Raw genomic sequence first — 12,698 nt, 5'->3', positions numbered from 1 at the left:
GGCGAGTTGTGGGTCGTCATTCCTTCCAGAGCATGGAGGAACACTGCAATGGTGTGGGGTGCGATAACAGGGTCCGTCAGCCCGTATGCAGCAATACTGCTTTGGAGTTGGTGGCCAATACTGCTCTCTTTTGCGCTCCTGTGCTTCCTTACTTACAAGGCGGCAGAAGCCGGGACGATGAAAAAACGGTTTTGCCTCGGCTGAGCTGGCAGCCTGCAACCTGCCTCATGTTCGTTAACAGTGAGGGCGGCATGCGCCGACCGACGGACGGCCTGGTTCAAAACCGGGAGGGGCGCCTTCTGATCACTCCACGCGCTGCACACGGATGCCATAAAGGTCGAAGCGGTTCGACGGACCGCCGCTGCCGCCGGCGCCGCTGAAGCTGGCATTGCTCTCCAGGTAGCTCATGTTATAAAAATCGCGCAGGCGGATACGGTAGCTGCCGGGCTGCAGGCGCGCGGACAATGGTGTCGACAGCCCGGCCGGGCCGTCGGGACGGGTGTGCGGCAGCGTTATCACGCCTTGCGCCACCGTGCGGCCCTTGCCGTCTTCCACGCTCAGCCATTTGACGCCGGCGCTGATGCCGAGATTGATCTGGTTGGCCTCGTTCCGATAGCGCAGCTGGATCCGATAGTCGCCGGCGGCGTCGATGCGCAGGTCGCGCAGGTCGAAGCGGTCGGCCGGTGCGCCCCAGCCAGCGAGATAGGGCGCGCCCTGGTCGCGGCAAGCTTCACGTTCGAGGACACGCGCGCGTCAAGCACGGCGATCTCGCTGACCGGCCCGGCGCACTGCGGCTGGCTGTGATGGCTGCGGTTGCCGGAGCCGGCGAACTGCGCCTCGACCGCGTAGCAGGCGTACGGATGGGCTTGCGGGTCGCGCCAGCTGCCGGCCGTCAGCTGCGCGGCCACCAGTTCGCCATCCCGGTAAACCTTGTAGACGACTTCCTTGTCGTCGCCCGCCTTGAAGCGCAGCCGTGCATGGCCAGCGTCCTGTTCCAGCTGTCGATGCGGGGCTCGCGCGGGCCGAACACAGCGGGCGACTCGGCATACGGGTCCGCATCGACGCGGCGGATGCCGCTGTCGCCCTGGACCACCGCGCCCAGCGCCACTTCGATCATGTCGCCATCCTGAAGCTGCGCCCGGGGAATCGTGCCGGCGACCTGCGCGCCGTTCAGCAGCACCCGTTCGACGGGATGGTAGCCCGACCCCTGGCTGGCCGCGGGCGGCAGCAGGCGCACGCCCAGGCGCTTGCCGCGCAGGCGCAGGTCGTGCAGGGTCAGCTGGTCGGTATTGCCGAAGGTTTCGCGCCGCAGCCTGGCGGTGACGAAGGGGCGCAGCGCAATGCCCTCGTCCTGCGCCGTCACGCCAAAGACGTTGTTCACGACCATGCCGAGGTAGGCGCCGACCGACCATAGCTGGCGGCGCGAATTGATGACGGGGCCGGTAAGCTCCGGGTGCCGTTCGTCGAGCAGCAGTGGCTGGCCAGTCAGCCACTCGAGGTTCTCCATGTTCGACATGTTGAGTGCCGCGCCGCGCATCAGCGTATCGTAGGCGGCATCGGCCACGGCATCGTTGCGGCCGATCGCCGCCGCGCGCAAGCCGTAGGCCGTCACGAACGGCCATAAAGCCCGGTTGTGGTAGACAGGCATGCCCGGCTGCTGCGGCCAGATCACGGGCGCGCCCATCGGGCCGTGCGGGTAGTGCGCCAGGATGCTGCGCGTTTGGTTAGCGTCAGCCACGCCCGTGACGATCGCCAATGCCTGGCCGAGCCAATCGAATTTGTGCAGGGCCGCGCCGTCGACGTGGTTTGCGGTGAGGCTGCTGTACATGCCGGCATCAGCCAGCCAGAGACGCGCATTGATCGCCTTTTTTTTTCAACGCAAGCGCCCAGGCCGTGTAGCGCGTGGCGCGCTCCTTGTCGCCGGCCTCGCCTGCCAGGCGCGCGGCCAGCCCCTGGGCCGCGTAGTGCGCGACATTGGTCGACAGCGCCTTGCTGCTCGCCATCGCCGCCAGGTCATCGACGATCCAGGCGGCGTAGCTCTGGTCGCGCCAGTCGAGGAAGGATGCTTCGCCCCGATACAGGCCGTCAATCGGGTCGAAGACGGCAAGGCGGTCGTTTTCGATCGTGTTGGTGAGCGCAGCCAGCGCCTGGCGCGCAAAAACACTGCGCTCGGCGGGCGGCAACTGGCGCAGGGTCGCATCGGCGGCAAAGGCCCGTGTGACGCGGTCGGTGCTGACCGGCCAGCTGCCGCCGCTGCCCGTGTCCTGCACGATCTGCAGGCCATCTTTCGTACCCGCCACCTGCGGCGCCTTCGGCACGCCGGCACGGTAGGGCGCGAGCTTGAACAGCAGCGAATTGCGCACGCGCGCCGGATCGAACATGGCCAGCGACAGGTCGGCCGCATACGACAGGTCGCGCGTCCACACGTAATGCCACTGCTCGCCGGTCTCGAAGCAGGCGCAGGGAATCGGCTCCCCGCCCTTGTAGTTGCCGTCGCGGATATGGCTGACCGCGTCCTGGCGCATCTCGCTGGACGCCAGCGCGAACAGGGCGTCGAAGGCCAGGTTGCCGCTGCGCGTATAGGCTTGACCGGCGGCTTCGCTGTAGCGCGTGTGCTGCGGCAGCGGGTCCCGCAGATTCAAGGTCGTCGAGTGCACGTAGGTGCGCAGCTGGGCTTCGGGGTCCAGCAGCGAAAAGCGCGCGCTCTCGCGCTTGCCGTCGAAGGTGGGGTAGCTGAGCGTTGCCACGCGCGCATGGCCCGCATGCGGGTCGATGGCTGCCGTGCCGCTGGGGACGGCCAGGCGCTCGACGCGTAGCGTGGGCGCTGCGGGCGGCTGGCGTCGAGCGTGAAGCGGTAGGTAGCGGTGCTGCGCACGAAGAGCGTCGCTTCCGGCCCGGCATGCGTTGCCAGCGGTACGGTGGCACCGGCTGCGACCGGCGCACGTGGCGTAGCGGCCGCCGCTGTCCACTCGCGGCCCCAATCGGCGCTGCCCAGCTTGAAGCCATGATTGCCCGGGGCGACCAGCACATCGGCCTGGTAGACACCACCGCCCCGGTGGCGCAAAGGGTGGGTGGTACCCCAGCCGTTGAAGCCCCCGCGCACGAACATCTCCTGGCGCAGCGGGCCAGGATCGGCGGCGACGGCTGCGCAACTCATCGCGCCGGCCAGGATGGCCAGCAGCGGGTGCGATCGGTTCATGCGTGCTCCTGTCAGCGGTACTCGTGTCGTTCGATGATGCCACGCAGCGCGTCCTGCTGCGCAGCATCGGGAAGTCCTCGCTGCGGTAGGGTTTTGGATCGACGAAGCGCAGCGTGCCGATCGTGGCGGCATACGAAGCGCGCACTGGCCGGCTTGCGAGCGCGCGGCCGTCGAGGGTCGCGCGCTTGCCATGCAGGGCCAGGGTCACCGTCTTGCCCGGCACCAGCCTGAACGTGGTCTGCGCGCGACTTTTGTCGGCGTCCAGCCAGGCCATGCGCAGCGTACGCGCCTCCTTGCCGCGCAGGCGCAGGGGCCCAGCGCTGGCCGCCATGCACGCGGCGAAAATCGACGTCGAGCGACTCGCCCTGGCCGAAGGGCAGGATCGCCTCGAAGCGCTTCCGGGCGGCGGGGATCGCCGGCTCGAAGGCCGGGTATTTTCCGCCAGGTCGGGGCGGAAGCCGACGTAATCCTGGTAGGCGTTGCGCGCATATTCGGCCACGCCCAGGACTGGGCGAAGGTGCCGGTCGGCTGCAGGCGCCCGCCTTCGTGGGGCAGCGCGTCCAGGTTCTCGCTCATGCTGCCGAGCGTGCCGAGCGTGCCGAGCCCGAGGATCTGCCGGCCCAGGTTCTGCGTCAGCGCCCAGCCCATGTCCTGGTAGCCGAAGCGGTTCAGGGCCGTGACGGTGAAGCCCGCGTTCCAGCCCCAGATGGTGCCGTTGTGGTAGGCCGCGTCCTTGTGGTGGAAGGCGGGATTCTCGTGGCGCGGATGGAAGGTCGGGTCGTCCTGGCTGAGCGAAGCGATGCCATAGGGGTAGAGCAGCTGCGAGACGGCGTTGCGCGTGACGCGCGCCTGCACGGCCGGCGGCACGAAGTCGTCGAAAGGAATCGACGCCAGCATCAGCTGGTTCGGGCGCACTTTCACATCGCGGCTGCCGTCCTGGCGCAGGCGATCGGCCATGACCTCGCCATCCCAGAACAGGCGCAGGAAGCTGGCCTGGGCTTTGGAAGCGAGGGCACGCCACTGCTGCGCGCGACCGGTGTCGCCCGCTTGTTCGGCAAACCAGGCGCCGGTCTGCAGCGCCGTGTACCAGAGCGCCTGGATCTCGACTGCGCGCGGGCCGCGGTCCGACCAGGGCTGGTGGGTCGGGTTCTCGACCCGCGCATCCATCCAGGTGTCCGAGGCTGCGTGGCGCAAGAGGCCATCGCTGTCGACGTGGTTGGCGATCGCTCCCTCGAAGTAGGGCACGGCAAGTTTGTACATGTCGGCGGCGAAAGCACGGTCGCCCGTGTAGCGGATGTATTCGAAGGCTTCGCGCAGCATCCAGGGCGTGCCGTCGACCGTGTTGTAGATGATCTCGTCGGGCGACACGCGGTTCGGGATGCGGCCGTAGTCGGCGTCGCGCGGCGTGCGCAGGTTCTGGTAGCGCGCAAAGTTCGCCAGCACGGCGCGGGCACTGTCGAATTCGCCCGAGACCAGCAGGGTACCGGGCAGGGCGATGAAGGTGTCGCGGCCCCAGTTCTCGCGGAACCGGGGCAGGCCGGCCCAGATGCCGGCGCCGTATTCGTCGACCACGAACAGGCGCGACGACGCCTTGGCCCAGTTCAGCGCCTTGTCGTATTCCGTGTCGTTCGTCGCCAGGTAGCTGCGCGTGAGGGCGGCGTAGGTCGCGCGGCGTTCGTCGCCGATCGGGTCGCCCGCGGCGAGCGCGCGCGCACGCGCTGCCGCCTCGTGGGCGCTGTCGGCAAAGGCGGCCACGACCAGCAGCGATGTGCCTGGCGCCGTGGCGCGCAGGGTCAGGCCTTCTTCCAGCGTGAACGGGCGGTCGGTCGCCAGCGCCATGTACAGGCGCGCATCCTTGCCTGGCGCGACGATCACGACACCGTCGGATTGCATGACGGCGCCTTGCGTCTTCAGCAGCGCACGCAATGCCAGCCGTGCTGGCTGGGCGGCGCTTACCCGCAGCGCCAGCGCCCGCTGTTTCGAGAGCAGCGCCAGTTCCTCGCTGCTGCCGTTGGCGTAGTCGACCCGGTGGCCGTAGGGCAGTACCCGTTCGCGGCCGCTGGCACGCTCGTTGCGGGCACCGTCGACGAGACTCAGGTAGTTGTGGAAGACCGTGCCGCTCTTGAAGACATAGCCGGCTCCGGCGTCGACGCTGTGCGTGAATCCCTCGAAGTAGCCGGCCAGGTTGTCGCCGGCGACAAAGCGCGCCTGCTGGCCGGGGGCGGCCTCGATGGTCATGGCATCGAAAAACGCGTCGACGCCCGGCTTGTTCACCGCATGGGCCAGGTTGAAGGCGGCGGCGAGAGCGATGGCAAGGGCGATGCCGTGGATCGTCTTCATCACGCCCCCGGCAGTTCGACCAGCAGCACGGACTTCGGTGCAAGACGCAATTCGTCCGCCAGGCTGACCGTCTTCCCGGTCAGGACATCGACACCGGAAGCGGTCCCTTTCAGCATCTCCTGGAAGCGCGCCGCCGGCAGACGCATTTCCTTGTCGTTGTTGTTCATCGCGACCATGATGCGCTTGTCCTTGTTATAGCGGAAGTAGACCCAGGTATTGTGCTCGGGCCCGAACTGCATCAGGCGCCCGCTGTGGATGACGGGCTCGCTCTTGCGCCAGTTGGCCAGCTTGCGCACCAGGTCCTGGGCCGCGCGCTGCTGCGCGTCCAGGCCTGTGCCGGTGAAGGCATCGACCTTGTCGCCGCGCCAGCCGCCGGGGAAGTCGAGCCGGTAGCTGGCGTCGTCGCGGCCTTCGGTCGTGCTGGTCATCAGGATCTCGTCGCCGCTATAGAACTGCGGGATGCGCGGCATCGTCATCAGGAAGACCAGGTTCATGCGCCAGCGCGCGAAGTCGCCGCCGACGGCGCTGACCATGCGCGCCATGTCGTGGTTGCCGCCGAAGAGGACCAGCTTGTCGGGCTCCGGGTACAGGTAGTCGAGCGAGAGCGTTTCGTAGACCTCGTTCAGGCCGTTCTCGCCTGGCTTGGCGAGGGCCGAGCGCATCGCATCGACCAACGGGAAGTCCATCAGGCTGGCCAGGGAGGAGGTATAGCCGTCGAAGTTGGCCTTGCCCCGCTGCCAGCGTGCGACCACCGGTACGCGCGTGCTCCATTCCTCGCCAACCAGGTTCAGCTCGGGGTATTCGCGCATCAGGCGCTTTGTATATTCCGTCAGGAAGGCGCCGTCCGAATAACTGTAGGTGTCGATGCGCAGGCCGGAGAGGCCCGCGTATTCGATCCACCAGATGTTGTTCTGGATGAGGTAAGTGGCCACCAGCGGGTTGGTCTGGTTCAGGTCGGGCATGCCTGGTGCGAACCAGCCGGCCGTGAAGTTGCGGCTGTCGGCCTGGGCGGCATACTTGTCCTGCACGGCGACGCGGTGGTGCGCCGTGGGCACGAAGCGGCCGCCGAAGTTGACCCAGTCCGGCGTGGGCAGGTCTTTCATCCACCAGTGTCCCTTGCCGATGTGCGACAGCACCACGTCCTGGATCAGGCCGATGCCGCGCTTTTTCGCTTCGCGCGACAGGCGCACGAAGTCCTCGTTGCTGCCGTAGCGCGGATCGATGCGGTAGTGATTCGTGGCGGCGTAGCCGTGATACGAATAGGCGGGCATGTCGTTTTCGACCAGGGGCGTGGGCCAGAGCTGGGTGAAACCGAGGCCGGCGATGTAGTCGAGGCGGTCGATCGCGCCCTGGATGTCGCCGCCGTGGCGCCCGCCGCCGGCCCTGCGGTCGGCACGTTCGAGCAGGCCGGGGACATTGTCGTTGCCTGGATCGCCGTTGGCGAAGCGGTCCGGCATGATCTGGTAGATGGCGTCGCCGTTGCCGAAGCCCTGGCGCTGCTTCGATCCCGTCTCGCGTGCGCGCAGCAGGTAAGGGTGGCGTTCGCTGCGCCCCTGGCCAGTCAGGACGATATCGAAACTGCCCGGCTGTGCATCAAGCCCGACTTCGAGGTCGATGAACAGGTAATTCGGATTGGCCACGCGCGTGCTCGATACAAGGCGCACACCCGGGTGGTCGATTGTCGGCTGCAACAGGCCGATGCCGGCGCCGTGGACCATCAGCTGCACCCCCTTGTGCGCCATGCCGGTCCACCAGAAGGGCGGTTCGACGTGCTCGATGGCGGGTGGGGAATCGGCGCTTGCAGCCAGTGAAAGGGTGGTCAGGAGGAGGGCTGCCAAGGATCGCTTCATGGACACTCGCGGTAAAAGTAGTCGAGCTGGCCAATAGATCGTAGTTTGGCTACAGAACAATCCAGGGCAAGCATGGCAAAGTACAGGCTTGTGGCTCTGCCAATGGGCTGAGAATACACCACGCGCATGGACTGGGCAACGCCAAGGGTGATCTAGTTTAGGTACATACAGGGCTCTGACGCGACATCGCTCAAAAATTTCTGCATTGCAATTCGTCTTCCGGAAACTGGCCAGGTGAACTGTCTGTTTGTACGGGCCTGGTTGAGCGCGCACCCTGTTGGTGCATTTTCGCCCCCAGATGGTGAAAAGCAAGCAACTTGTAGTCCGACTACAACGCTGTAGGGATGTTTATGTAGCTGGCATACAACGAATTGCTGTTTCATTCTATATAACGGGGCTATGGCTTCGCGAATAGCGTAGTGGAAATGAACTCTCGTTGACAGTGCATCTAGTTTTAGTACAGAATTCTTGCCAGAACGTCCAAAAGAACGTTGAACTCGCTCCCGTGCCGTGGCTCTGCAGCTGTCTTCGGGAAATTACGTCGTATTGATCTGAGGGGACAAATGAAACATTCCGCACACAAGCGCACTGCAAACACGGCAGGCCTTGCATTCCAGCTGAGCCCGGTCGCGGTCGGCTGCGCCATTTTCGTATCGGTCATGGCCGGTAACGCCACCGCACAAACCGCGGTCACCGAGCCAGCGGCCGAGGCGCCGATCCAGACCGTCCAGGTCACCGGCATCCGCCGCGCGATCGAAAACGCAATCGCCGTCAAGCGCGACGCCACCGGCGTCGTCGAAGCCATTTCCGCCGAAGACATCGGCAAGCTGCCGGACATCTCGATCGCCGAATCGCTGGCACGCCTGCCGGGCCTGTCGGCCCAGCGCGTCAATGGCCAGGCGCAGCAGATCAGCATCCGCGGCACCTCGGGCGACCTGTCGACCGCCTTGCTCAACGGCCGCGAACAGGTCAGCACCAGCTCGAACCGTACCGTCGAATACGACCAGTACCCGTCCGAACTGATCAACGGCGTCACCGTCTACAAAACCAGCGACGCCGGCCTCGTCGGCCAGGGCCTGTCGGGCACCGTCGACCTGCAGACCATCAAGCCGCTGTCGCTGCGCGAGCGCTCGATCAGCCTGAACGTGCGCGGCGAGCGCAATTCGAAGGGCGAAGTCAGCGCCGGTTCGCCGGACACCGGCAACCGCGTCAGCGCTTCCTACGTCGACCAGTTCGCCAACCGCACCATCGGCGTGGCCATCGGCTACGCGCGCCAGGACAAGCCGAACGTCTCGGAACAGTTCGAGACCTGGGATTGGGTCGACGGCACCGTGGATGGCCAGGCCGCCAAGGTCCCGAAAGGCATGAAGGCCCTCGCCACCACCGGCAACCAGGTCCGTGACGGCCTGATGGGCGTTCTTGAGTACCGCCCGAACCGCAACTTCAGCTCGACCCTGGACGTGTACCACTCGCGCTTCGACCAGGACGAAGTCCGCCGCGGCATGGAAATCCCGCTGAAGGACGACGGCACCGTCGGCTTCACCAACGGGAAGATCGTCAACGGCGTGATGGTCAGCGGCACCGCCACCGACGTCAATCCGGTCGTGCGCAACAACCGCATGTCGCGCGACGACAAGCTGACCGCGTTCGGCTGGAACAACCGCTTCACCTCGGGCGACTGGGTCGGCATCATCGACCTCTCCCACTCGAAGGCCGATCACAAGGAAGAGCTGGTCGAGATCAACGCCGGCCGCGCCACCCGCCAGACCCTCGGCTTCGACTACGGCAACGGCGCCATCCCGAACCTGAACCTGTCGGGCAGCTACGACAACCCGGCCGACATCCGCATCGGCGGCCAGTTCGGCGAAGGCTATGTCAACGCCCCGCACATGACCGACAGGCTGAACTCGGCCCGTGCCAGCGTCGAATACAAGTTCGGCAACGGCCCGTTCAGCAGCGTCGAAGTCGGCTTCAACGTCTCGAAGCGCGAGAAGGAAAAGCAGCACCTGGAAACCGGCTTCTCGAAGCTGGGCGACGGCAGCTTCGCAGCCAACGTGGTCAACGGCTCGCAAGACCTGTACGCGCTGCCGAACACCCTGAGCTGGGACATCAACGGCGTGCTGGCCCAGAACTTCGGCCCGTACACCCCGGCCATCCTGGTGCCTTGGGGCGCGACCAAGAACTGGTCGATCGACGAGAAGGTCAAGACCGGCTACGTCAAGCTCAACATCGACACCGAACTGATGGCCATGCCGCTGCGCGGTAACGTCGGCGTGCAGGTCGTCAAGACCGACCAGAGCTCGACCGCGAACACGCTGCGCGCCTGGCCGTTCGCCGACCTGGTGCCGCTCACCGACGGCAAGAAGTACACCGACTACCTGCCTAGCCTGAACCTGGCCTGGACCCTGCCGGAAGACCAGGTCCTGCGCTTCGGCGTCGGCCGCACGCTGGCACGCGCCCGTCTCGACCAGTTGAACGCCGCGCTGGAAGTCGGCCTGACCCAGCAGAGCACCGGTACGCCGTACGGCAACGGCGGCAACGCCCAGCTGGATCCATGGCGCGCCAACCAGATCGACCTGTCCTACGAAAAGTACTTCGCCAAGAAGGGCTATGTGTCGGCTGCCGGTTTCTACAAGGACCTGAAGTCGTACATCTACAACATCACCGTGCCGCGTGACTTCTCGGAGTACCGCCTGGAAGGCGCCACCAGCAACATCGGCACCATGAACCAGCCGAAGAACGGCGACGGCGGCCGCATCGCCGGCCTCGAGTTCGCCGTGTCGACCCCGCTGGAAGTGCTGCACCCGATGCTGGCCGGCTTCGGCGTCACCGCCAACGCCTCGTTCACCAGCAGCCAGATCGCGATCAAGGACCAGCGTTTCGGCAGCATGGATATCCCGCTGCCAGGCCTGTCCAAGCGCGTGTTCAACGTGACCGGCTACTACGAGGCGAACGGCTTCTCGGCCCGCGTCAGCGGCCGTCGCCGCAGCGACTTCGTTGGCGAGATCGGCGGCATCGGCGGCGCCAGCGAGCTGACCTTCGTCAAGGGCGACACCGTGGTCGACATGCAGCTCGGTTACGACATCCCGCAAGTGAAGGGCCTGTCGGTGCTGTTCCAGGTGAATAACCTGACCGACACCGACTTCCAGACCTATGCGGGTTCGCCGGACCGTCCACGCGGCTATGTGAAATATGGCCGTCAAATGCTGTTGGGTCTGAATTACAAACTGTAATTTCATCCGCATCACAGCAAGCCCTTGCAGGCCATGCCTGCAAGGGCTTTTTTCTTTTCCTCACCGCAAAAATGAGGACTGGTGGCAATTTAGCCACGCCTCCGCGGACGACGGTGTAAACTGTCGCTTCCGTTTCAATTTAAGAGCAACTCATCCATGTCTGACACCCCCATCCCATCGTTTTCCGACCTTAACCTGCCGGCGCCCCTCCTCAAGGCCCTGAAGGACGTTGGCTACGAGACGCCGTCGCCAATCCAGGCAGCCACCATTCCTTTGCTGCTGGAAGGGCGCGACGTGCTGGGGCAGGCGCAGACCGGTACCGGCAAGACCGCGGCCTTCGCGCTGCCGGTGCTGGCCCGCATCGACACCAAGCAGCACGCGCCGCAGGCCCTGGTGCTGGCGCCGACGCGCGAGCTGGCGATCCAGGTGGCGGAAGCCTTCCAGAGCTACGCCGCGCACATGAAGAATTTCGCCGTGCTGCCGATCTACGGCGGCCAGAGCTACGGTCCGCAGCTGCAGGCCTTGCGCCGTGGCGTGCAGATCATCGTCGGCACCCCGGGCCGCGTGATCGATCACATGGAGAAGGGTTCGCTCGACCTGTCGCAGCTGAAAACCCTGGTGCTCGACGAAGCCGACGAAATGCTGCGCATGGGCTTCATCGACGACGTCGAAGCCATCCTCAAGCGCATTCCCGAAGAGCGCCAGATCGCGCTGTTCTCGGCCACCATGCCGTCGGCGATCGCGCGCATTGCCAAGACCTACCTGCGCAACCCGGCTGAAGTCACGGTGGCGGCAAAAACCGGCACCGCCGACAACATCACCCAGCGCTACTGGCTGGTGTCGGGCATGCAGAAGCTGGAAGCGCTGACGCGCATCCTGGAAGCCGAGCCTTTCGACGGCATGATCATTTTTGCGCGCACCAAGCTCGGTACCGAGGAACTGGCAACGAAGCTGCAGGCACGCGGCTTCGCGGCCACTGCCATCAACGGCGACATGGCCCAGGTGCAGCGCGAGCGCACCATCGAGCAGCTCAAGAACGGCAAGATCGACATCCTGGTCGCCACCGACGTCGCCGCGCGCGGCCTCGACGTCGAACGCATCAGCCATGTCATCAACTACGACGTGCCGTCGGATCCGGAAAGCTATACCCACCGCATCGGCCGTACCGGCCGCGCCGGCCGCAGCGGCGACGCCATCCTGTTCATCACGCCGCGCGAGCGCGGGCTGCTCAAAGCCATCGAACGCGCCACGCGCCAGCCGGTGGCGGCGCTGACGCTGCCGACGATCAAGGCGGTGAACGATGTGCGCATCGCGAAATTCAAGGACCAGATCACGGAAACCCTGGAAGCGGGCGGCCTGGAGCAGTTCCGCTCGCTGATCGAGGACTACGAGCGCGAGAACAACGTGCCGGCGGTGGACATCGCCGCCGCGCTGGCAAAGCTCGGCCGTGGCGACGTTCCGCTGCTGCTGGAAAAGCCGGACCGCGAAGCCAAGCCGTCGAGCTGGGAAGAGCGCCCATCGCGCACCGACTTCGTCGAGCGCCTGCCGCGTGCGCCGCGCGATGCGGCACCCAACTGGGAAGACCGTCCGGCCCGTCCGCAGCGCGAGTTCGGGGCCAACAGCGGCGCCAGCACCGGCTTCAAGAAGGAGCGCGTGATGCGCACGCCGGAAGCGGGCATGGCGACTTACCGCATCGAAGTCGGCCATGTGAATGGCGTCAAGCCGGGCAACATCGTCGGCGCGATCGCCAACGAAGCGAACATCGACTCCAAGCTGATCGGCCGCATCGAAATCTACGACGACTTCAGCACCCTGGACCTGCCGGCCGACCTGCCCAACGACCTGCTCGGCCACCTGAAGGGCGTGTGGGTCGCGGGCCAGCAGCTCAACATCACGCGCGATGGCGAGGAAGCACCGCCGCCGAAAAAGGCCTTCTTCAAGAAGGCCGGTGACCGCCGCTTCGCCGAGAAGGATGGCGCGAAGAAGCCGCACCGCAAGGGACCGAAGCCGGAGTGAGGGCGTCGCGTGGACGGCTGGCCGTCCACGCGTTCAATATAGATCCGCATACCTTCGTCG

9 protein-coding genes are annotated in these 12,698 nt (G+C 65.8%); 2 read left to right on the top strand and 7 right to left on the bottom strand.

Features of this window, described 5'->3' with window-relative positions; translation table 11 throughout:
• Positions 1-303: 303 nt before the first annotated feature.
• The 7 genes from G4G31_RS23835 to G4G31_RS23805 all read right to left on the bottom strand — a co-directional run bounded on the left by G4G31_RS23835 (position 304) and on the right by G4G31_RS23805 (position 7,389).
• Positions 304-555 (bottom strand): hypothetical protein, encoded by a 252-nt coding sequence (locus G4G31_RS23835; RefSeq protein WP_182989672.1) that lies wholly within the window; start codon positions 553-555, stop codon positions 304-306.
• 2 nt (positions 556-557) lie between these two features.
• On the bottom strand, positions 558-908 hold the full coding sequence (locus G4G31_RS23830) for a hypothetical protein (protein ID WP_182989671.1): 351 nt from the start codon (positions 906-908) through the stop codon (positions 558-560).
• Entirely contained in the window at positions 893-1,828 is a 936-nt protein-coding gene (locus G4G31_RS23825; protein ID WP_182989670.1) for a hypothetical protein, read from the bottom strand. Before G4G31_RS23825 ends, G4G31_RS23830 begins: the two co-directional genes overlap by 16 nt.
• A gap of 7 nt (positions 1,829-1,835) precedes the next feature.
• Positions 1,836-2,747 carry a hypothetical protein gene (locus G4G31_RS23820; protein WP_182989669.1) on the bottom strand — a complete coding sequence of 304 codons (912 nt, stop codon included), beginning with the start codon at positions 2,745-2,747 and terminating at the stop codon, positions 1,836-1,838.
• Positions 2,639-3,199 carry a hypothetical protein gene (locus G4G31_RS23815; protein WP_182989668.1) on the bottom strand — a complete coding sequence of 187 codons (561 nt, stop codon included), beginning with the start codon at positions 3,197-3,199 and terminating at the stop codon, positions 2,639-2,641. The genes G4G31_RS23820 and G4G31_RS23815 overlap by 109 nt, the downstream gene beginning before the upstream one ends.
• A gap of 204 nt (positions 3,200-3,403) precedes the next feature.
• Entirely contained in the window at positions 3,404-5,539 is a 2,136-nt protein-coding gene (locus tag G4G31_RS23810) for an amylo-alpha-1,6-glucosidase (RefSeq protein ID WP_182989667.1), read from the bottom strand.
• Complete coding sequence (locus tag G4G31_RS23805) at positions 5,539-7,389, bottom strand: glycoside hydrolase family 13 protein (protein ID WP_182989666.1); 1,851 nt, start codon at positions 7,387-7,389, stop codon at positions 5,539-5,541. Before G4G31_RS23805 ends, G4G31_RS23810 begins: the two co-directional genes overlap by 1 nt.
• Positions 7,390-7,952: 563 nt before the next feature.
• Between G4G31_RS23805 and G4G31_RS23800 the strand changes: the two genes are divergently transcribed.
• Positions 7,953-10,622 (top strand): TonB-dependent receptor, encoded by a 2,670-nt coding sequence (locus G4G31_RS23800; RefSeq protein WP_182989665.1) that lies wholly within the window; start codon positions 7,953-7,955, stop codon positions 10,620-10,622.
• Positions 10,623-10,778: 156 nt separating this feature from the next.
• The gene (locus G4G31_RS23795; RefSeq protein ID WP_182989664.1) at positions 10,779-12,638 is read left to right on the top strand and encodes a DEAD/DEAH box helicase; all 1,860 of its coding nucleotides are present in this window, start codon (positions 10,779-10,781) and stop codon (positions 12,636-12,638) included.
• The last annotated feature ends 60 nt before the right edge of the window (positions 12,639-12,698 follow it).

Source organism: Massilia sp. Se16.2.3, from assembly GCF_014171595.1.
Taxonomy (GTDB): Bacteria; Pseudomonadota; Gammaproteobacteria; order Burkholderiales; family Burkholderiaceae_D; genus Telluria.
This window is presented reverse-complemented; position numbering and strand designations above follow the sequence as displayed.

Excerpts from the sequence above, each read along its gene's own strand:
- G4G31_RS23805 (WP_182989666.1), bottom strand. The coding sequence starts at position 7,389 with ATGAAGCGATCCTTGGCAGCCCTCCTCCTGACCACCCTTTCACTGGCT.
- G4G31_RS23795 (WP_182989664.1), top strand. The coding sequence starts at position 10,779 with ATGTCTGACACCCCCATCCCATCGTTTTCCGACCTTAACCTGCCGGCG.
- G4G31_RS23800 (WP_182989665.1), top strand. The coding sequence starts at position 7,953 with ATGAAACATTCCGCACACAAGCGCACTGCAAACACGGCAGGCCTTGCA.
- G4G31_RS23810 (WP_182989667.1), bottom strand. The coding sequence starts at position 5,539 with ATGAAGACGATCCACGGCATCGCCCTTGCCATCGCTCTCGCCGCCGCC.
- G4G31_RS23825 (WP_182989670.1), bottom strand. The coding sequence starts at position 1,828 with ATGTACAGCAGCCTCACCGCAAACCACGTCGACGGCGCGGCCCTGCAC.
- G4G31_RS23815 (WP_182989668.1), bottom strand. The coding sequence starts at position 3,199 with ATGAACCGATCGCACCCGCTGCTGGCCATCCTGGCCGGCGCGATGAGT.